Here is a 22,115-nt window from a genome sequence, read left to right on the forward strand (position 1 = left end):
ATAGAGAGGATTATTTTAATGAGTAAAACAGTTGTATTAGCAGAAAAACCTTCTGTTGGCAGAGATATTGCACGTGTATTGAATTGTCATAAAAAAGGCAATGGCTTTATGGAAGGATCAAAATATATTGTAACGTGGGCACTTGGTCATTTGGTAACATTAGCTGATCCGGAGGTGTATGAAGACAAATATAAGACATGGCGATTAGACGACTTACCAATGCTTCCGAGTCATTTAAAATTGGTAGTTATAAAGAAAACAGGCAAACAATTTAATGCAGTTAAGACGCAGTTCAATAGAAAAGACGTTAATGAAATTGTTATCGCAACGGATGCTGGGCGAGAAGGGGAGCTTGTCGCACGTTGGATTATCGAAAAATCACGTGTGAATAAACGAGTTAAACGACTGTGGATATCTTCAGTTACGGATAAGGCGATTCGTGATGGTTTTAAGCAGTTAAAACCAGGTGAGAAATATGAAAATTTATACGCTTCAGCTGTAGCCCGTTCAGAAGCTGACTGGTATGTCGGATTGAATGCGACCCGTGCACTAACAACGAAGTTTAATGCACAGCTTTCTAGTGGACGAGTGCAGACACCTACACTAGCAATGATCGCTGCTCGCGAAAAAGAAATAAAAGATTTCAAGCCACAGAAATTTTATGGAATCGAAGTAAAGACAACAAAAGGTTTTAAATTTACATGGCAGGATGCAAAAAATAACAATCGTATGTTTTCAAAAGAGAAAGCAGATATACTACTTGGACAGGTTAAAAATAAGCCAGCAAAAGTCATTAATGTTGATAAGACGTATAAAAAGAAGTTCTCACCACAACTGTATGATTTAACGGAATTGCAACGTGATGCGAATCGGATCTTCAATTTCTCAGGTAAACAAACATTATCGCTCATGCAAAAACTATATGAACAGCACAAAGTATTGACCTATCCCAGAACAGATTCACGTGTTATCACAACAGATATTGTTCCAACATTAAAAGATCGTGTGAAGGCCTGTGGGGTTGATCAGTATGCAAAATTTGCTGGAAAAGTGCTGAGGCGGGATATAAAGCTATCGAAGACAGTTGTAGATAATGCAAAGGTCTCAGACCATCATGCGATTATTCCAACTGAACAGCCAGTAATTCTAGCAGACTTGAATGATAAGGAACGTAAAATTTTTGATTTGGTTGTGAAGCGATTTTTGGCGGTTTTATCTGACCCTCATGAGTACGAGCAGACGTCAGTTATTGCCCAAATTGAGAATGAACGTTTTGTTGCTAAAGGGAAAATCGTTAAAAAACAAGGGTGGAAAGAAATTTATGATAACCGCCACGATGATGAAACAGACGTAAAATCACAAGATCAACGTTTACCGGTAATTGACAAAGGTGATGTGTTTTCAAATTTACGTATTTCTCAGACTAATGGTGAAACGAAACCGCCAGAGCGTTTTACGGAAGGTGGACTACTACAGGCAATGGAGAACCCTGTCCGCTACATGAGTCAGGACGAGAAGCACTTAGCAGGAACAATTAACAAAACAGGTGGCCTAGGTACCGTTGCGACACGTGCCGATATTATCGAGAAACTGTTTAATAGTTCATATATGGAAATGAAAGGTAAACATATTTTTATAACCTCAAAAGGTAAACAGTTACTTGATTTGGTTCCGGAGGAGTTACGCTCGCCTGCATTGACGGCAGAATGGGAACAAAAACTTGGGTTGATTGCAGAAGGTAAATTGAAAAAAGATAAATTTATTGCTGATATGAAAAGCTATTCGCGTGAAGTAGTTCAAGAAATTAAAACAAGTAGTGATACCTTTAAACATGATAATATCACGGGCAGTAAATGTCCTGAATGTGGTAAATTAATGCTCGAAATTAATAATAAGCATGGAAAAATGCTTGTATGTCAGGATCGTTCATGTGGACATAAGAAAAATATAGCTAAACAAACAAATGCTCGTTGTCCAAAATGTCATAAACGCTTAGAACTTCGTGGTGAAGGTGAAGGGCAAATGTTTATGTGTAAATGCGGTCATAGGGAAAAGCTTTCTACCTTTAACGAACGAAAGAAACGTGAGCAAAAGCATAAAGTATCAAAAAAAGATGTTAATAAATATTTGAAGAAACAGGATGATGGATTTAAGAATAATGCATTGGCCGATGCATTGTCTAAATTGAAAAAATAAAAATAAAAGGATTTTCTGTCCCGGCAGAAGATCCTTTTAGAATATATTTGCTCTAGTATGAACGACTGGTCATTATAGATTTATCTTATAGTAATCAGCAATTATATAACAATATTTCTCTAAAGAAGATTCTTGTTTTAGGTTGAGCAACATGCCTGAAATTACCGGAATTCTTGGATTTCCCTTGCTTACTTCTTCGTTTAATACATCGATTGAAACAATCAAATCCTCCTTGTTTTTTATGACTTTTAATTCTTTTTTCATTTGGTTTATTGTACTTTCAACATTATTTGCATCCTTTATACGCTCTATCATGGAAGTTATTTTTTCCTCGCTCAATAATGGTTTATCAGATATTAAATCATCTACCAAACTGTCAATTCTTCTTAATAAATACTTTGATAAGTCCTCTACTTGTAATGCTTTTTCGTCAAATACCATGAACATAAGAAATGGTTGAAAGAGACCTTCCAGCATTAAAGAAAGATCCCATAAATGGTTTTTGATCTTTTGTCCATATATGGAAGATAAGCTCTTTTGGAAAAATTCTTGTGTCTTTATTTGTTGCTCGTAAACCATCTTTTTGATTTCATCTTTAAATGGTAATGTTTGTTCTCGGGACAGCATAACTACCATTTCTTTATGTTCCATAATCATGTTGAATAACATCGTTAATTGCAGGTTGAATTTTTCCTGTGGATTTAAATTATTATTTTCATATAAGAAAACTTCCGATTCAATCTTCTGGAAATTACTTTCCAAGATTGCAATTAGCAGTTCGTCTTTTGATTTAAAATAAAGATAGAATGCTCCCTTGGATATTCCGCTTTCTTCTACTATTTCTCGGATGGATGTTGAGGCAAATCCTTTAAGGGCGAAAAGTTTAGTTGCTGATTCTATAATGATATTTTTCTTGTCCATGGTTAACACCTTTCTTTTATTCATCTACATTTCATCTATTATTAAATAAAATAACACTCTTGACAATGACCGGCAAGTCATATAGCATTACATATCGTGATGGGTCTTTTTGTTCATCGAACTGACCGATCGGTCATATATGAAAGAACGAGGAGTGTGCAAGTTGAAAAAAATTATTAATTTTTCAATGAATAACAAATTTGCGATATGGATCTTGACTATTATGGTCGTTGCAGCAGGTCTGTATTCTGGTTTAAACATGAAGCAGGAGACAATGCCTGATATAACGGTGCCAAATGTATCAGTAATGACCGTTTATCCTGGGGCAGCACCGAATGAAGTTGCTGAGGAAGTTACAGAACCAATTGAGCAAAGAATAGAGAATTTAGATGGAGTAGATATCGTTAATTCTTCATCTTTCGCCAATTCATCGTCTGTTCAAATACAATATAATTTTGATAAGGACATGGACGAAGCGGTAGATGAGGTAAAAAATGCATTGTCTGATTTAACCTTTCCTGATGGAGTTGAGGACCCTCAAATATCACGGTTAAGTTTAAATGCATTTCCTGTTCTGGCATTAAGTATTAGTGACGCAGATCATTCGTTAGAACATCTAACTACTGTAGTAGAGGATAATGTTCTACCTGAATTAGAAGGTATAGAAGGACTTGCGGATGTACAAATGACGGGTCAACAAGTACAGGAAGTAAGTATTAATTTTAATGAAGAAAAACTAAGTAAGTATGGATTAACAGAAGAAACCATTAAACAATTGATTCAAGGGTCAGATGTATCTTTTCCTTTAGGATTAACCAACTTTAATGGGGAGTTGAAGAATCTTGTTATCGATGGAAATATAGAAACGTTGAAAGATTTAAAAGCGTTAGAGATTCCAGCTGTGCCAAACCAAAGTGGTCAAAGTTCGCAACAGAATGCAATGTCACAACAAGGGCAGGGTCAAGCAGCTCAAGGTAATCAACAGGCACAAGCGTCTATGGAAATGCCAACGGTTCAATTAGATGATCTTGCTGATATCAAAGTTGTCAAGAGGGCAGAGTCTATTTCTAGAACTAATGGTGAAGAATCTATAGGCATACAAATTGTTAAAGCTACTGACGCAAATACAGTAGAAGTTGTCAACAGTGTTAAAGATTCCATTAACAAGTTAGAGGATGAGTATGGACTAACGATAACAACTACGATGGATCAGGGCGAACCAATCGAGAAATCTGTAGAAACAATGTTGAGTAAAGCTTTATTTGGTGCTTTATTTGCAGTAGTAATTATTCTGCTGTTCTTAAGGAGTTTTAAAACGACGCTTATCTCAATCGTATCTATTCCGTTATCTTTATTAATGGCAATATTCCTACTCAATCAAATGGACATAACGTTAAATATTATGACGTTAGGTGCCCTTACGGTTGCCATTGGGCGCGTTATTGATGACTCCATAGTTGTTATTGAGAATATATATAGGCGAATGGCTATGTTAGGAGAAGAGCTTCGTGGAAAAGCACTAGTTCGTGAAGCAACACGTGAAATGTTTGTTCCGATTTTTTCTTCTACCGTTGTTACGATAGCAGTGTTCTTACCACTTGGCCTAGTTAGTGGTCAGGTTGGAGAAATGTTTTTACCGTTTGCATTAGCCGTTGTCTTTGCGCTATCTGCATCCTTGATTGTAGCAGTGACAATAGTACCAATGCTTGCACATTCTATGTTTAATAAAGGAATTAAGAGAAAGACAAAAGATATAAAACACCATGACGAAAAACCGGGTAAATTGGCTCGATTTTATAAAGGTATTTTAAATTGGACATTAAATCATAAGTTAATTACATTTGGTGGATCTGTCATCGTTTTAGTAGCAAGCTTTTTCTTAGTACCATTAATTGGCGTTAGCTTTTTACCAAATGAAGAACAAAAAATGGTAGTTGCTACGTATAGTCCAGAACCAGGGCAAACGAGAGAAGAAGTAGAGGATATTGCTCTTGATGCTGAAGAATTTATTAGTGATCGTGAAGGTGTTACAACTTATCAATACTCAATAGGGAGCGGTGGCCCAATGAGTGGAATGATGGGTGGAAGTGACAACTCTGCACTATTCTTTATTGAGTATGACAGCGAATTTGCGAATTTTAGTGGGGAAGCTAAGAAGGTCGTGACTTCGCTAAATGATACTACTGATGCGGGTGAATGGGGAACAGTAGAATTTGCTAGCATGGGTTCGAATGAATTACAACTGTTTGTTTATGGGGACAATATGAAGGATATCCAAAGCTCTGTTGAACAAATCATGCCTATAATGCAAGATCATGATGAGTTGGAAGATGTAGAATCAAGTATTTCAGAGGCATATGACCAATATACACTTGTTGCTAATCAAGAGAAATTGAGTAAATATGGATTAACTGCAGGACAAATCGGTATGAATTTGAGTGATAATGGTGAATCTCCAGTACTTACAACAGTGAAAAATGATGGAGAAGAACTTAATGTATATGTAGAAGTTGAAAAACAAGCATATGACAATATTGACGATGTTAAAAATACGGAGATAGAAACTCCATTAGGTACATCAGTAGCTATTGAAGATGTAATGGAAGTTGAAGAAGGGAAATCACCTGATACAATTCAACGCCGACAAGGTAAAATGTACGCTTCCATTACAGCTAAAGTTACAGGTGATGATGCTGCAGGTGTATCAGCTGATATAGAGAATGAGGTAAATGAACTTACATTGCCTAGTGGCGCGAAGGCTGAATTTGGCGGAGTGACGGAACAAATTAACGAGTCGTTTACACAACTAGGGCTTGCAATGTTAGCTGCTATTACAATTGTTTACTTTGTTCTTGTGGTGACTTTTGGAGGGGCACTAGCACCATTAGCTATTCTGTTCTCCCTACCATTTTCAATCATTGGTGGTTTGGTTGCACTTTGGATCGCAAATGAACCGTTAAGTGTATCAGCCATGATTGGTGCATTAATGTTGATAGGAATTGTTGTAACGAATGCTATTGTACTAATTGATCGTGTAATCCATAAAGAAAAAGAAGGGTTGTCTACTAGAGAAGCACTTCTTGAAGCGGGTTCCGTTCGTTTACGCCCAATTTTAATGACTGCCCTAGCTACAATAGGAGCGTTGATTCCGTTAGCAATTGGTGCTGAAGGCGGCGGCCTGATATCAAAAGGATTGGGTGTTACCGTGATTGGTGGGCTAACAAGTTCAACACTGTTGACGCTTGTAATTGTTCCAATCGTTTATGAAACTTTTGCTAAGTTTCGTAAAAAGAAATTAGTAAAAAATAACGATTAGTTAGCATTATTAGATAGAAGATCTTCTGTTTAGGCAGAAGGTCTTCTTTTTATGTTTAATTCCATTAACACGATACCCCGCCACCGATGAAGCTTTACTTTATTAATACGCATAGTTTGTTGGTATATATAGAAACAGTGATATAGCTCAAAATCATGTTTGGTACGCTGCAACCGCTACGAGAAAATACTACGCTTTCCACGGGCTCCTGCTGAGCGTCCTCGTAGATCGCTCCCTGCGGAGTTTCAGCGTCTTGCTTTCATTCACTTTCCCACTGGTGTTGTGCTTTTTTTAATCCCATTTTATTATAAGAAATAGAAAAACATATATTTTCTTACAAGCAGCCCGTATACACGAAGACTCCTGGGGGATGAGCGGCATCGGTGAGACCCCGGAGTGCGTAGCACGAGGAGGCTCTCCAGCCGCCCCCCCCCGGAAAGCGGAGTGGATACGGGCTGTGGGTCAGAAAGCTAAAAAAATCTAAATTAACACAACACTCACGCATTTTATTAACTATTAAAGTTAAGAATCAGCATCTGAAAAAGTAACAATCTTCTAGAAAACAGTTATTAAATAAAAAAGAATTATAAACATACTATACGGAGATAGAATGTGTAACTGATGTGTTGTTCAAACTAAAATCTATGACCATAGATCTATTAAAATACTTTTAGAATAATTACGTAAATTGTTATATTCATAACCATCATAATTTATGATAAGCTAGAGAAAGGAATTTTACATAGTAAGATTTATAACGTGAGTATTTATAATTTTATGAATAATTAGGAGGGTCACAATGTCAGATAAAGAAGATTTAGCACGAGCAACAGGAACAAAGCAAATTGATAGATTAGACTTTCGTATGGGGGCTTTTGGGGCAGCGTTGCCTTTAGTGTTTTTTGTGATTTGGGCGATTACAACAAGTGTGCTTCAAATGTCATCTGAAATCGGACTAGTGATGGGTGCTATTATAGGTTTAGCACTTGGGTTATTTTTTTGTAAAAGTAAATGGGAGGATTATGCACAAGGGTTGTTTGATGGTTTAGCTCAACCTGTTGGGGTTATAGCTATGGTTGCATGGTTTTTTGCAGGGATGTTCGCAAATGTACTTCAAGTTGGTGGATTGGTTGAGGGACTTGTTTGGGTAGGATCTGTAACTGGTCTTGAAGGTGGTTTATTTGTTGCCCTAACCTTCCTTTTGGCATCAACCTTTTCTACAGCCGTTGGAACAGGCTATGGTACGACTGTAGCTTTTTGTACCTTAATGTATCCAGCAGGAATTGCAGTTGGAGCAGAACCTGTGATGCTGTTTGCAGCGATTCTAGCTGGTGCTGTATTTGGGGATAATCTAGCACCAGTATCTGATACAACAATTGTTTCAGCGACAACACAGGATGCAGATGTTCCAGGGGTTGTACGGTCTCGTTTTAAATATTCAATTGCTGCAGCGGTTCCTACAGTTGTTTTGTTTGCTATTTTTGGTGGCGGTGGGACAACACAAGCTAATCAAGCAGTGATGCTGGATAACACAAATCCTACTGGGCTATTTATGTTGGTTCCGTTTGCCATTGTGCTCATCCTGGCATTATCGGGGCACCATTTACTTACATCATTGACATGGGGAATACTAACAGCAATTCCGCTAATTTGGTTATTGAACTTGGCAGATCCGAGTAAAATTATCAGCTTCAACCCAGATTCTGATGCAATAGTACAAGGGGCTTTAATTGATGGTGTTGCTGGTTATATGAATATGGCGATTTTAATCTTGCTAATTGTTGCAGGTGCGCATTTAATGCGTCTTGGTGGAACGATGGAAGCAATTACAAAGGGATTGGTCAAATGGATTCAGAATTCTATTCGCCGTGCTGAACTTGCAATTTGGTCAATTGTTGCGCTTTTAAATAGTGCGATAACAATAAACACTGCTGCAGAAATTGCTGCTGCTCCGTTTGTTAAGGAGCTTGGAGAAAAATACAAGATCCATCGATACCGTCGGGCAAACATGTTAGATGCCGTTACATCGGCGCTTGGTTATATTTTCCCATGGGGAGCACCAGTATTATTAGGTTGGTCCACAATCAAACAGATGAAGGATAAAAACTATGATTGGTTACCAGTGGTCGATCCGACATCCGTATTTCCATTTGTTTTCCAAGGTTGGTTCTTGGTGGTTGTCATGCTTTTAGCTGCAATCACTAGCTGGGGACTACGTTATGAAGGTAAAAATGGTGAAGAGCTTAAAGAAGCACCGAAGGAATAAATCGGTCTTTTAACAAATCCAAAATAGTATTAAGGGCAGCTGATTTAACTAGGTCAGCTGCCTTTATGATGTTTTTTATATTCATCATACATATCGGTGTCATAGCGCTAAAAGTATTACTGTTGGGAATTCTAATTGATTGAGACAAAAGTGGTGTAAGTGCTAATGGTTAATGTTGTCAATCATTAAAAAGATAGTGGAGTTTTTTGTATAGCTCCACTGTCTTTTTAAACTATATAGTTACTTTTGATTCATTAACCTGTTTTATAAATTCTTTCATTAATCCTGGTAAGTCTGGCCAAGCGTGTCCAGAAACGAGATTGCCATCCGTGTGCAAAGGTTCTTCAATATACGTACCACCAGCTGCTTCAACTTCAGGTTTGCAGGCAATATATGCAGTCATTTCTCGTTCTTTTATGTGTTCTTTAACGGTTGTTAAGACTAAACTTGCATGGCAAACAGCGGCAATTGGTTTGTTTGCTTCAAAAAAGTGGCTAACAATTCCAGGAACATACTGATTGAGACGAATGTGTTCAGGAGCCCGGCCACCAGGAATAATTAAACCGTCATATTCCTCAGGATTGATATCCTCAAAACTAGCAGCGGCATCAATGAGATAACCTTCTTTTTCTGTATATGTTTCCCACCCGATAAAATCATGGACAACAGTATGCAATTTCTTGGCGGAACCAGCTGCAATAGTAGTTTCATAGCCCTCTTCTAGACAACGGAAGTATGGATAATAGATTTCCAGCGCTTCAACAGCATCTCCAGCAAGAATTAAAACTTTCTTAGTCATTTGACGTTCCTCCTTTAAGATTTTGGGATTTAATTACTTATATTCTAGTTCGATAACCAATATCCTCTAATTTTTCAATAAATAGTTTATGAAGAATGGAGTCAGACACTGCAGGAATATTGTATGGGTACGTGTAACTAATTTTTTGTAGATATTTATTGCAGTTTACGTTAACGTTAATGATAAGGTATAGTTGTTAGAAAATTATAATAAAGGTGATTGTCTAATGCTAAAAAAAGAAACCTATTCGATTTCAGAGCTCGCTACATATTTTGGGATTACTACAAGGACGATTCGATATTATGAGGAAATTGGATTACTTAAGCCGATGCGTAGTGATGGCGGTCAACGGGTTTTTACAAAAAAGGAACGAATTCGTCTTCAGTTAGTTTTCCGTGGAAAAAAATATGGATTCAGCTTAGAAGAAATACGTGAAATGATTCAGCTATTTGACCAAGATCCTAGCGGGAAACAACAGTTAATAAAAACAATCGAATATGGTCAAGGGAAGATTAAGGAGGTGTCGAAACGAATTGATGATTTAGTAATGCTTCGTACAGAAATGGAGCGATTAATCGTTGATTTTCAAACTAAATTAAACGAATTGGAGCGTGAATAATAGTGAATATACCAAATTTGCTTGCCCACCAATCGAGAAAAATGCCAAATCATGAAGGGATTGTTACTCCTAACGAACGTATTTCTTATTTCGAATGGAATCTCAATGTAAACAAATTGGCAAACAGTCTTCGTAGTCTAGGGGTTTCGAAGGGAGATAAAGTAGTTCTCCATATGCCAAATACGAAAGAATTTTTGTATACCTATTTTGCTGTTCAACGTTTAGGGGCAATTATTGTTCCGGTAAACGCTAAGCTTGTTCAACAAGAGGTATTGTATATTTTAGATCATAGTGATGCGAAAGTATTTGTAACGCATGAACTGTTATTTAGTCAGGTGCAAGCATTGCCTAAATTTGAAGAAATTAAGTTTGTCAAAACTGGTGAAGCTGTTGATCATTGGCATTCGTTTGAGTGCTTAGTTCAAGAAGGATCCAGTATTGAGATTCCGTGTGAGCTAACAGAGAATGATGAAGCAGCACTTTTGTATACCTCAGGCACAACGGGAGTTCCAAAAGGTGTTGTTTTCACATATAGAAATATTCTCACGGTTGCAACGATGATCTGTATTGAAATGACAATGAAGCCGGAGAGTAGAGTGTTGCACATGATGCCACTCAGTCATTCAGCACCACTTCATTTGTTCATGGTTGCTGGTACATATGTTGGTGCAACACAGGTACTTGTTCCAACGTTTACGCCAGAATTGCTATTAACTACCGTTGCAAAAGAAAAAACAACACATTTCTTTGGAGCACCAATAGCATACCTTGCATGCGCGAAACATCCAAACATTGATGAGTATGATTTGTCTTCGATGGAATATTGGGTTTATGGTGGGGCACCCCTTGCAAAACAGGAAGTGGAATTCGTAAAAGCGAAATTCCGTTCAAATCGCTTAATGTGTGTATATGGACTTACTGAGGCAGGACCAAATGGTACATTGTTAGATTTTGATGATCATGATTCAAAAGCGGGAAGCATTGGAAAACGAGCAGCACTAAATTGTGAAATCAGATTGGTAAATGAAAAAGGAATAGATGTAAAACAAGGAGAGGTTGGGGAAGTTATCTTACGAGGTGATGGAAATATGAAGGGGTACTATAAGGATCCGGAAAAAACAAAGGAAGCATTACAAGGTGAGTGGTTGTACACTGGCGATATGGCTAAACAGGACAATAATGGTTACTTCTGGGTTGTGGACCGTAAAAAGGATATGATTATATCTGGTGGGGTGAATATTTTTCCAAAAGAAATCGAAAATCTATTAATCACACATCCATTGATTGCCGATGCAGCAGTAGTAGGTGTTCCAAATCTTGATTGGGGTGAAACGGTGAAAGCCTTTCTTGTACTAGAAGAGGAAATAGATGATATAGAAATAGAATGCCGCAATTTCTTGGAGGATAAATTGGCAGGTTATAAGATTCCTAAATTGTATAAAAAAATGGAAGCGCTTCCGCGTAATGCGACGGGTAAGCTTATGAAAAATCAGTTACGTGAAAGGGTCGAACATTAGGGAAAGGAGAAAAAAGGATGGCTAATTTTTATCAACAAGACTTGAATTTACAGAGATTGCTTAAAAATAGTTTGTCAGATGAATTTTTTCAATGGGCTGATAAAGAACTCATTGATTTTGGTAGGATATGTGCAGAAGAAATAGATGAACGGGCAGTCCATACCGATCGAGAGGGACAACCAAAATTATTTCGCTATGACAAAATGGGGAATGAGGTCTCACACATTTGGTTGAATGATGGGTATCAAAAAACAGTTGAGGATACGTACAATTCAGGAATTGTCGGTTATATTCATAAGGAGATTCCGGAGCTTGAAAGTAAAGGTAACTATATATATGCTTTTGCTCAAGGCTACTTGCTTTCTCATGCTGAACCAGGAGTTTATTGTCCAGTAACCCTGACGAAAGCAACTGCCTATTTAATTGATCATTATGCATCTGATGAATTGAAGCATACTTTTTTACCACATGTTCTATCTACTGGTGATGTTGAGTTGTATGAAGGGGCAACATTTTTAACGGAACGGCAGGGTGGTTCTGATGTGGGTGCAAATGTCGTAAAAGCAGAAAGAGAGGGGGACCATTATAGAATCTATGGTGAAAAATACTTTGCCAGTAACGCTGGAGCATGTGGGGTTGCAATGGTGTTGGCACGTCTGGAAGGGGCGCCAGAAGGAACGAAGGGGCTAAGTCTGTTTCTTATTCCTTGGGAGGAAAATAGAGAGGAAGGTTTGCTGCGGATTCGTCGGTTGAAAGATAAGCTAGGTGTAAGGGCGGTTCCTTCAGCAGAAGTGGAGTTTGATGGTGCAAAAGGCTTTCTAGTCGGAGAAGAAAATAAGGGATTTTATTATATGATTGAAGCTTTGAATCTCTCTCGCGTATGTAATGCAGTAGCATCACTAGGTATAATGCGCCGTTCTTATTTAGAAGCAAAAAAATATGCAATAGAACGGAGAGCGTTCGGAAGTGTATTGACGGATTATCCAATGGTCCGTGCTACCTTAAGTGAAATGGCTGCAAAACAAGAAGTTAAAACAAATGCAATGTTTGAAGTGATTCAATTAATGGACCAGGTTATGGATGTGGAAACAAAAGCTAACACTTCAGAAAAAGATAAACTGTTGTTTCGACTGTATGTTGCGATCATGAAGAAGGAGACAGCAGAACAAGCCATTCATTTTGCTCATGAGGCAATTGAAATGCATGGTGGAAACGGATATATTGAAGACTTTGTCACGCCGCGACTACTCCGGGACGCACAAGTCTTGACCGTTTGGGAAGGCACAGCAAATATTCTTGGGTTAGAAGTGCTGCGGCTGATCGGGAAATACAACGTTGATCAGTTTTTTGTAGAGGAGATGCGAGGGAGATTAGCAGTATTAGAAAATGATGACCAATCTAATTCAGATGATTACAGGGAGTGGCAGGTTATTTTGGATAAGGAAATTTCCAAATTAAGTGATAAAATTAACTTTGTAAAAGGATTATCTTTTGAGTTACAAACCTACTATTGCAAGGAAATTTCTGAGCAAATGTCGGCTATTTTTGAAAGTGTTGTAGCAGTTGAATCTTTTTATAAAGAAGACGTAAGACAAAGGGCAATTTCTGACGTCTATTTGCAATCGGTTTGGAAAAAGGATGAATTTCAGGAGAAGCCAGTGCAATTGACTAGATTTATGGAAATTGTAGAGAATTAGTTCTATACCTTGTATCAAAATAACAAAAGACACGTTAATCATATGACTAACGTGTCTTTTTCAGCTATTAAGATGAAAGCTGTGTATTCTTCTGGTTGTGTTTTTCTTTTTCGGAAATAATGTAGGCGCATGTTGCATCACCTGTAATATTTAATGAAGTACGTAGCATATCTAATAATCGATCAACACCAATAATCAATGCAATTCCTTCAACAGGTAATCCAATCTGATTTAATACCATTGCAAGCATGATTAGACCAACACCAGGCACACCCGCTGTGCCAATACTTGCTAGAGTAGCAGTTAAAATAATCATGATAATGTCAGTGAATTCTAGTGGAATAGTATATACCTGTGCAATAAATACCGTTGCCACTGCTTGCATTATCGCTGTTCCGTCCATATTGATAGTTGCCCCAAGTGGTTGGACAAAGCTACTGATTGCTTTTTTTACGCCCAAGTTTTCTTGAGCAGTTTTCATGGAAATGGGTAATGTGGCACTTGAACTAGAAGTACTAAACCCAACAGACATAGCAGGAAAAAATCCTTTGTAAAATTTAAGAGGATTAGCTTTTCCAAGTCCCCAAATAGCAAGACTGTACGTAACTATACCATGTATAACTAGAGCTAAAATAACAGTAGCCATATACATTGCCATAGAACCAAGAGCATTAAGACCTGCACTCCCTAAAGCTGATGCGATCAAAGCAAACGCGCCATATGGAGCAGTTTTCATAATTACATTAACGAGAAACATAAAAATTTCATTCGCTTGTTCGAATAAGCGATAGATTCCTGCTGTTTTTTCACCTAGAACTGCAACAGCTATACCAATAAAAACAGCAAAAGCTATGATTTGAAGCATATTGCCTGAGGCCATTGAATCAAATGGGTTATCAGGAACTATATTAATGATAGTTTCCATAATAGGTGGCGCCGATTCACTTTCATATTTAACATTACTAGTATCAAATATTCCTGCTTGACCAGGTTGTAACAAATAGGCTAATCCTATTCCGATAACTAGGGCGATTGATGTTGTTACTAGAAAAAAAGTAATTGTTTGTAAACCGATTTTCCCCAATTTTGCAGGTTCGCCTAGTCCAGCTGTACCTAAAACAATTGAAATAAACACAATTGGGACGACAAGCATCGTAATTAAATTTAAAAATATCTGTCCAACTGGATTAAGTAAATAGTTATCTGTAACGGAGAAGACTTCTGTTGGTGCCAAGCTTAAACCTATACCAACAGCGACCCCAAGTATGAGGGCGATAATAATTTTTTTTGTTAGACTCATATGTTCGTTCCTTTCTAGTTGAAATTTAGTTGTAGTTCAAGAATTTGAGCATGATGAGCATGAAGTTTCCATAATATATTGCTATAAAAATGGAAATAGAAGGTGAGGTACGATTCTCTTAAACAGATTAATATTCCTATTATACCAGAAAAATAGAGAGAGTGGGAAGTGGTATTGTGGTTTAAAGTATGCATGGAACCCTCAGACTGGAGGCACCTTCATTTTAGGGATAGTATTTTCAACGGAACTAATGTTAACTATGTATAAGTAAAGGTGGTGAAAAGATGGAGCGAATTCTATTTGACGACATGGAAATCATTAAAATTACTGTAAATCCGATTTTTCCAATGATGGATGTTTATCTGTATTTTATAGATGGACTCCTTGTAGATACAGGTCCGAGCATTCGTAAGCGAAACTTAATGCCACTATTAAAGACTTGGGATATTCGTCAAGTTGCCATCACACATCACCATGAGGACCACGCAGGGTTAGCTAGGTGGATTGATAAACATGTAAGTACGGAGATTTTTTGTCATAAAAATATGGTTGCAGTTGCACACAAAAATGCACATCTTCCATGGTATCGTACATTATTTTCCGGTCCCCGTCTTGCTTTTAATGCAAGGCCATATCCTGAAGTTATAAGGACATACAAATATGAATTTTATCCTATTGATACACCGGGGCATACGTTTGATCATGTGTGTCTTTTTGAACCATACAAAGGGTGGTTGTTTACTGGTGATTTATACATCACTCCGTATCCAAAGGTATTTTTAAAAGAAGAGTCCATGTTATCCTATATAAATTCTATACAGAAAATAATTAAGTTAGATTATAAAACAATATTTTGTGGACATGAAGGGGTTATTGAAAATGGAAAAGAAATGATGGAACGTAAACTGCAATATCTACAAAAAATAAGAAAAGATGTAATCAACCTACATAAGTTGGGTTACAATGATCGAACTATCGTTAAAAAGATATTTCCGGACAGAGTGAAATTGGAAACGGCATCGTTTGGATCATTTTCGCGTCGTAATCTTGTTCGTTCCTGTTATCGAGAATAAGTGTTACGTCATATAAAAATAGGGATCTTTTATAAGTCTTAACCAACTACCCGACAAAGTTAGGAATATATTTTTATCCCTCCTCCAAAACTATGTAGTTGAACAAAAATATAAACATGTTATCGATCAAATCTACGGTTCTAGAAATGAAGCAGTAGCAACCAACAGTTAAGAATTGCTACCGAAAATCCTATTAAATTATTCCTTCACGAATCGCTCTTGCTACAGCTTCTGTACGATTGCGTGCCCCCATCTTTTGCATAATAGATGATACATAATCACGAACAGTATATTCACTTAAATTTAGAGAAACAGCAGCTTCACTTGTTGATGCACCTTCTGCCATTAGCTTAAGAACATCGACTTCACGGGGGGATAAATGGAGCGAACGTATTTTTTGCCGTTCTAAATAATTAGATTGATACTTAGCTAAGATTTCTCCAGAACTTTGCCCAAATTTAATTAGAGCAGAAAAAGTTTCCTGGCCAACTTTGAAGTATTTATCCGGGCCTTGATCTAGTATTGCAGCCCCTAACAATTTACTACTTGACGTTGTGAAAATCGGTGCTACTACTACAGATCCAAGCTGAAATTGTTCAATATAACTTTTAGGAAATCCCATGGATGCATGTGAAATATATATTGGCTGTAAATAATTCATACTTTTTCCGAAAAGCTGTAATAGTTGAAGGTTGTTTTGGATTAATGGTAGATTACTAATTTCTTCAGTAATATTTTGAATGACCTTCGTATCTAAATGATGCCCAGAGAGTCCGAAGCCCGTTTGTTCATTAGCGGAATAGGAAAACAGCGCACATCGTTCAAATGGCAAATAATGAACAAATCCAGCAGTAATGTGTTCTACCGCTTCAGCGTAGGATTGTGAACGCATAATCGTCTCATTAAACATAATTACAGAATCTTTCCATTGCTGCTCCTGCTTCGTAACGTTTAATGAGTCTTTTCCGTTTTGGAAAATTTGTAAGGCGTAGGTGATGAATGGTAATATATGTGCTGCGTTTTCCTTATTATTTATACAAATCAATAAAGTCGCACCATCGTGCGGAATGGGTAAGACACTTCGAGCTTCATTTGTATCCTGTTTTGTTTGAATCAGCAGTAATTCAGATAGTGCATAAATGGTGTTTGCTTTTACTGTTTCGTTTTCCAATACATTCTGATCCTGGCAAGTAAACCATTTATCAAGGACAAATGATTGTTCCTCTTTTTTAGTGATTGCTGCCCACTCAATTGGTAATTGGTTGGAAGTAACCAGATTTTGAAGAAAAGTATTAATGCTAAATTGTTTATGATATGGATGTGCTAGGATTTGTTCGCCAAGACAGGAAAATACGTACTGAACAGCTTGGTGATCCTGGTGTGAGTAGTTTTCATTTGCTTGAATTACCTTATGGACTGCATTTTCTAGTAACGTAATGTTAAATTGATTCGTTTGAAAAGCTAATGTAGGGATTTTAGTTGGTACCTTATCTTTTTCTATTTCAAAAAAATACCTAGTAAAAAAGGTAATGGTTTCCTCAGTGATTTTTTCTGATTTCTTCCCGGCTTTTCGTAAGTGAAAGTGGAGCATCTCCCATTCATTTAGAATTTGTTGTTTATGTAATTTGATTATCTGTAGGCCATTTTGAAATACAGAATCCATTTGGTGGTTTAGCGTAAGGGACATCACGATTCCCTTCCTTTCTTATTAATTCTTGAATAGTGGATTCTTGAGTTGAGGTTGATAAGCGACTCTTTCTGTTATGGTACAGTTTAAAACTGAATAATTCAAATTTTATTCATAACTATTCGATGATTTCTGTTAATATGTTTAGGGTCTTTATCCATATATTTGTAGTAAATAGAAATAAATATGTTAATAATAACCTATTTTCGTCGGGTATTAATTTTAATTGAATTGTTTTATAATAAACGTATTATATTTGAAAGAATCTTCTATTAATTAAAATTTAACATTTCCTATCCAAGCTGGAGGGAGTGAAGTGTTGTATGGCTATGTTAGGGTAATTGTTTAAATATTTATGAAAGCGTTCACAAAAAATAAGGTGCATTAGTTTTTAATAAAAGGCTGTTTTACAAGAGGTTGTTGTTTCAAAAAGGATTTTTTCATAGTTTATATCAACTATTACGTAACATCGGCATTTAAAAAAGCAACAATCTTCTCGAAAACAGCCTAATGAAAAAATGGGGTGATTGGTTTGAAAAAGGAAAGTAAATTGATAGTAGGAAAGACATGGAAGAAGAAGTTTTTAATAGCTTTTTTAACGGGTTTCTTATCTCTTGGTGGACTTATTTCAGTTTTCGGATTTACGGGAAGTGCCTTTGCATTACCGCTTGGTGGAATTGGCGATTTCTATGTGGAATTTGATGAGTTGAACGGAACCGAATTTCAATTACTACCACACGTAGGTGAGACAGGAAATTCAGATGCAGAGCCAATGGTAAGAAACAAGATGGATGAAGTAACCATTAGTAATTTACACATCTACAAAGATGTTAAATTACCAACTGGTAACTGGGTCAGATTTCACATCCGTGCAAATGGTCAAACGACAATTAAAGGGTTAATCCAAGATGCTCGCTTTATTGATGCCGATTTAAGTTTTAGCAAACTAGCTATTGAAGAAAAAAATACGGATGACTATACGAAAAATTGGTCACAAAATGCATCGACGATAAATATTAAAGATGCAAAAATAGTTACCGATTATTTGTTTCAAAGCATGGTTAGTATAGAAGGTGCGGAAATTTCTGTAGAGAAAATTAAAGGACCTGACATGATGGGAGAAGAGAAATAAACCTTATAGCCTGAAAGGGGTTTACTAATGGATAAGAAAGAAAGGAAGGCATTGAAAAAAGAACAAAAACTACAAAATAAATATAACAAAATTGCAGAATCGGGTAAATTTAAACAATGGCGAAACCGCCGACCTTTTTGGGGAGCAACATTTACATTTTTAGCAGGACTATTAATTTTGTATATACCGTTACAATTGTATGCCATTGCATTTGTTCCAGGAAGTCTTGTGTTTGTAGGCTTTTTGTTCGGTGGTTTAATTTTGATTATGGGAATTCTTGCGTTCATCTATCCACAATTTTCAACTGTACTTGGTATCGTAACGATCTTTTTGTCAGTACTTTCTATCATGGGTGCGTTAGGTGGATTTTTAATAGGAACGATTATGGGGATTGTTGCTGGAGCGCTTTGCATTGCTTGGGAGAAAAAAGAGGTTACAATTAATGGTCAAAACCCACATAATAAACAATTAGAAGATGTGAATGAATCTACTGACGATAGGATTGAAGTTTTTCAAGTATGAAGTACCAAAGAATGTTCACAATTATGAGGAGAATTTTTATGAAAAACAAAAGAAAATTCAATAACTTTGTTTTTCTTAGCCTTGTTTTTATATTTGTGTTTGGGTATTTATTAGCGCCGTTAGGTAAAACATCCGCTGCTGAAGATACGGGAAAACATAGTGGTGGGTTTATCATTGAAACAGAAAAAGTTGATGGTGCTATGGATTTACTAGGAGCACTTCAAGGGAAGATTACTATTAGTGAAGGGAATATTTATGGTCTAACAATTACGAAAATCATCGATCGCGGGGAAAAAGAATCTTTTGTTATTAAAATAACATCACCTGGCCCAATTCCAATTGAAAATTTACACGCAGAAACAGTTGGAGGCAATCTTCCAACTATTGGTGGGATATGTAAGCCTGGCAAATTAGGTTGGGTCTGTTTGAAAGACGTTTCCATGAAGGTGACAGAACAAACAGTTGCAAGCATTAACCTTCCTAATGCTACTGTTGAAACTTGTTACCAAAGTGAATGTGGGCCAATACCTAACTTTAAATCAACAATGAGTAAAGAAGAACTACAAGAAAAAATAAAGGAATTGGAAGAACAACAATCGTCCCTTAACGAAAAGAGGGATGGATTGGAAAAAGATAAACAAAAATTAAACAAAACAAAACAACTTGTTACGGAAGCTCAGGAAAAACATGAAGAAATAAGAAACGGTAATCAGATAGAAAAACTGCAGAAGTCAGTTAAGACGATATCCGATTTGCTATCAAATGAAAATCACGAAGAGCTTGACTTTGAAAAAATAATTTCTTCAATAGAAGCATTGGAACCAGATTATACATCATTAAGTGAAGCAACATCTGTATTTAAGAAAACGCTGGGTGAAGCGGAGACATCGTTAGAAGAACTAAAGGATTCAATCAAGCAAACTGAAAAACAATTAACTGCATTAACAACAGGTGAGAGTGCATTATCAGACGATGAAATGAAGCAAGTAGAAACATATAAGTTATTGTTAGATAAGGTGGAAGAACAACAATCCGAATCGGGTATTAACAAAAAGACAAAAGAAGCGAATCATTCGAAACGAGTGGATGTTGCTACATTAAAAGAAGAGGTTGAAAAGATTAAGTCTGAAATAGAGTCAGTTACTAAAAATATTGAAGCATTAGTTGATGCAAAAGACGAAATTGAAGGGCAACTAAAAACGATGCAATCAACTATTAACAAGCTGAAGGCTCGTTTCAAGGAATTACTTGAAGCAAATAAGGATAAGGCTGAAGGTATTGTTGAAGAAGTAGTAGGAAGTAAAAATTTAGATGAAAGTAAACAGTCTAACGATGAGCAGTCGTCATCTGAAAATGGAACTACTGAACCTGATAGCAATGAAAGTAACAACTCCGGTAAAACAGAGCCAGAATCGGAAAACGATGCTACTACCGACAATAAAGATGACGAGGAAACCCCTGAATCTACTGATGATAAAGATAAAGCGACAGATGAAGAGGGTAATGCCAAAGAGGAGGAATCATCACTTATCGATCAAATTATAGATTCCGTTTTTGGCCGTTTATGGTGATAGTCACTGTAAGCGGTTTTTTTTGATTATTGATGATTAATTTGGAGTATAGGAATAGGAGAGTCCATTTTTTTATGGACGATCTTCATCCCCAATACTTAGAATTTCGGCAATTTTACTTGCGTTCCAACGTTTAGCAGTAGCTTCATCGATTTCATATTCTTTTCCTTCTCGTAACAATTCTCCGTGATAAGCAGTTTGGACATTCATTTTGACTTTAGTCATGTTTATTTACTCCTTTGTGATTGTATTTAGTGACTTTTCCACGCTATTAATCAATTATATCTATTTTACTTACAATTTGCATTAACGTGGACAAAATAAAAAGAGTAGGACTATATATCCCACTCTGAGAAGTGTTAACCTTTTGATGCTCTGACAAATCCTTTAATTACATGGATGTGTCCATCGTTTTCTGTTGTCCTTATCTCAGCAAAGTGGGTATGATAGCCATTTGGTAATGGTATTGGTGGGCTTGTGTATGCTTCGTAATAATGAATGTGATCATCGTCAAATGTTGTATTGCCATAAATAACATGAACGTGACCTTCCTGGGTTTCAATTGGTGCACTTGTTACACCTGGATGTAAATGTGTATGCCCATCATTACAAGAAGTTGCACCGTAATGCGCGTGTGTATGTCTTTTTCCACCTGGTAATTGTGTTTCTTCTTGCACTTCCTCATTCCACATGTATCCATGCTGGTCCTGTGAGGTATTTTGCCAATATGGATTTCCGGCCATATTGTGATATCCGGGATGAAATGTACTAGTGTTGTTGTAATACATCAAGACAACTCCCTCGTTATTTTAGTTCGATCATTACTAGGGTATGTGCCCATATTCTCTCGATGTGCATGGTCATTTCTTATCTTTGAAAAAAGTTGTCAACAGTTTGTCACAACTAAATGATAATTTCATCGATAATTTAGGTTTGTAATTGAAAATTATTATCACTGTAAATATGATGGAATTAAGATACCTTTTTAGAGAGGTGTAAGAGGATAATGGCTAAGATACTAATGATGTATGCAAGCATGTCGGGAAATACTGAAATGATGGCAGATGCTATTTTTGATTATATAAATGAGGCAAAGCATGAAATTGTGATAAAGTCATTCGATTTTGACCCAATCGATGTACAGGAAATGACAGATTACGACGGTATTTTAATCGGCACGTATACCTATGATGAAGGTAATTTACCTTATGAAGTGGAAGACTTTTATGAGGAATTGGACGATGTAAAATTATCAGGAAAAATTATTGGCGTGTTTGGATCATGTGATTCATTCTATGATACTTTCGGTGGTGCGGTTGATACGATGGAGGAAAGAGTGATCGAGCGTGGAGGCAGGTTATGTGGTGAAGGTATAAAGGTTGACCTTGAGCCGGATAAAAAAGATATAGAGCGCTGCCAGAAATTTGCAGAAGTTTTTTTGAAAAAAGTGAACGAGTATCATAAATAGGATTCGCAGCTTAATGCGAATCCTGTTTATG

17 protein-coding genes are annotated in these 22,115 nt (G+C 36.7%); 11 read left to right on the forward strand and 6 right to left on the reverse strand.

The window, feature by feature from the left end; genetic code table 11:
* The first annotated feature begins 18 nt into the window (after positions 1 to 18).
* On the forward strand, positions 19 to 2,196 hold the full coding sequence (locus tag CS937_RS17765; protein ID WP_099159803.1) for a DNA topoisomerase III: 2,178 nt from the start codon (positions 19 to 21) through the stop codon (positions 2,194 to 2,196).
* A 72-nt stretch (positions 2,197 to 2,268) separates the two neighbouring features.
* Here the strand turns inward: CS937_RS17765 and CS937_RS17770 are convergent, their stop codons facing one another.
* Entirely contained in the window at positions 2,269 to 3,141 is an 873-nt protein-coding gene (locus tag CS937_RS17770) for a TetR/AcrR family transcriptional regulator (protein WP_099159804.1), read from the reverse strand.
* A gap of 139 nt (positions 3,142 to 3,280) precedes the next feature.
* Here CS937_RS17770 and CS937_RS17775 point away from each other — a divergent pair, with 139 nt between their 5' ends.
* Both CS937_RS17775 and CS937_RS17780 read left to right on the forward strand, forming a co-directional pair.
* Positions 3,281 to 6,433, forward strand: a complete 3,153-nt coding sequence (locus tag CS937_RS17775) for an efflux RND transporter permease subunit (RefSeq protein WP_099159805.1) — start codon at positions 3,281 to 3,283, stop codon at positions 6,431 to 6,433.
* 799 nt (positions 6,434 to 7,232) lie between these two features.
* Positions 7,233 to 8,699: a Na+/H+ antiporter NhaC family protein gene (locus CS937_RS17780; RefSeq protein WP_099159806.1), complete on the forward strand. Its 1,467-nt coding sequence runs from the start codon at positions 7,233 to 7,235 to the stop codon at positions 8,697 to 8,699.
* A gap of 232 nt (positions 8,700 to 8,931) precedes the next feature.
* Here the strand turns inward: CS937_RS17780 and CS937_RS17785 are convergent, their stop codons facing one another.
* Entirely contained in the window at positions 8,932 to 9,498 is a 567-nt protein-coding gene (locus CS937_RS17785; RefSeq protein WP_099159807.1) for a DJ-1/PfpI family protein, read from the reverse strand.
* Between the two features lie 226 nt (positions 9,499 to 9,724).
* Between CS937_RS17785 and CS937_RS17790 the strand changes: the two genes are divergently transcribed.
* From CS937_RS17790 to CS937_RS17800, 3 genes are read left to right on the forward strand one after another with little or no spacing between them, the layout of a single operon-like run.
* Entirely contained in the window at positions 9,725 to 10,117 is a 393-nt protein-coding gene (locus CS937_RS17790) for a MerR family transcriptional regulator (RefSeq protein ID WP_099159808.1), read from the forward strand.
* Between the two features lie 2 nt (positions 10,118 to 10,119).
* Positions 10,120 to 11,634: a class I adenylate-forming enzyme family protein gene (locus tag CS937_RS17795; RefSeq protein WP_099159809.1), complete on the forward strand. Its 1,515-nt coding sequence runs from the start codon at positions 10,120 to 10,122 to the stop codon at positions 11,632 to 11,634.
* A gap of 17 nt (positions 11,635 to 11,651) precedes the next feature.
* Positions 11,652 to 13,331, forward strand: a complete 1,680-nt coding sequence (locus CS937_RS17800) for an acyl-CoA dehydrogenase family protein (protein WP_099159810.1) — start codon at positions 11,652 to 11,654, stop codon at positions 13,329 to 13,331.
* A gap of 67 nt (positions 13,332 to 13,398) precedes the next feature.
* On the opposite strand, the gene CS937_RS17805 is transcribed toward CS937_RS17800, so the two are convergent.
* Complete coding sequence (locus CS937_RS17805) at positions 13,399 to 14,631, reverse strand: dicarboxylate/amino acid:cation symporter (protein WP_099159811.1); 1,233 nt, start codon at positions 14,629 to 14,631, stop codon at positions 13,399 to 13,401.
* A 284-nt stretch (positions 14,632 to 14,915) separates the two neighbouring features.
* Between CS937_RS17805 and CS937_RS17810 the strand changes: the two genes are divergently transcribed.
* Entirely contained in the window at positions 14,916 to 15,704 is a 789-nt protein-coding gene (locus tag CS937_RS17810; protein WP_099159812.1) for an MBL fold metallo-hydrolase, read from the forward strand.
* A 193-nt stretch (positions 15,705 to 15,897) separates the two neighbouring features.
* Here the strand turns inward: CS937_RS17810 and CS937_RS17815 are convergent, their stop codons facing one another.
* The gene (locus CS937_RS17815) at positions 15,898 to 17,391 is read right to left on the reverse strand and encodes a response regulator transcription factor (protein ID WP_099159813.1); all 1,494 of its coding nucleotides are present in this window, start codon (positions 17,389 to 17,391) and stop codon (positions 15,898 to 15,900) included.
* A 532-nt stretch (positions 17,392 to 17,923) separates the two neighbouring features.
* Between CS937_RS17815 and CS937_RS17820 the strand changes: the two genes are divergently transcribed.
* Genes CS937_RS17820 through CS937_RS17830 form a run of 3 tightly spaced genes read left to right on the forward strand, consistent with a single transcriptional unit; the run spans position 17,924 to position 20,616 of the window.
* Positions 17,924 to 18,523 (forward strand): DUF6230 family protein, encoded by a 600-nt coding sequence (locus tag CS937_RS17820; protein WP_099159814.1) that lies wholly within the window; start codon positions 17,924 to 17,926, stop codon positions 18,521 to 18,523.
* A gap of 27 nt (positions 18,524 to 18,550) precedes the next feature.
* The gene (locus CS937_RS17825) at positions 18,551 to 19,045 is read left to right on the forward strand and encodes a DUF6114 domain-containing protein (protein ID WP_176555877.1); all 495 of its coding nucleotides are present in this window, start codon (positions 18,551 to 18,553) and stop codon (positions 19,043 to 19,045) included.
* Positions 19,046 to 19,083: 38 nt separating this feature from the next.
* The gene (locus CS937_RS17830) at positions 19,084 to 20,616 is read left to right on the forward strand and encodes a coiled-coil domain-containing protein (protein ID WP_099159815.1); all 1,533 of its coding nucleotides are present in this window, start codon (positions 19,084 to 19,086) and stop codon (positions 20,614 to 20,616) included.
* 72 nt (positions 20,617 to 20,688) lie between these two features.
* On the opposite strand, the gene CS937_RS19580 is transcribed toward CS937_RS17830, so the two are convergent.
* Entirely contained in the window at positions 20,689 to 20,841 is a 153-nt protein-coding gene (locus tag CS937_RS19580) for a hypothetical protein (protein ID WP_176555878.1), read from the reverse strand.
* Positions 20,842 to 20,975: 134 nt separating this feature from the next.
* On the reverse strand, positions 20,976 to 21,404 hold the full coding sequence (locus CS937_RS17835; RefSeq protein WP_099159816.1) for a YmaF family protein: 429 nt from the start codon (positions 21,402 to 21,404) through the stop codon (positions 20,976 to 20,978).
* A gap of 218 nt (positions 21,405 to 21,622) precedes the next feature.
* On the opposite strand from CS937_RS17835, the gene CS937_RS17840 reads away from it, so the two are divergent.
* Positions 21,623 to 22,084: a flavodoxin gene (locus CS937_RS17840; protein ID WP_099159817.1), complete on the forward strand. Its 462-nt coding sequence runs from the start codon at positions 21,623 to 21,625 to the stop codon at positions 22,082 to 22,084.
* Positions 22,085 to 22,115: the final 31 nt, after the last annotated feature.

Source organism: Virgibacillus ndiopensis (assembly GCF_900187325.1).
Taxonomy (GTDB): Bacteria; Bacillota; Bacilli; order Bacillales; family Amphibacillaceae; genus Virgibacillus_E; species Virgibacillus_E ndiopensis.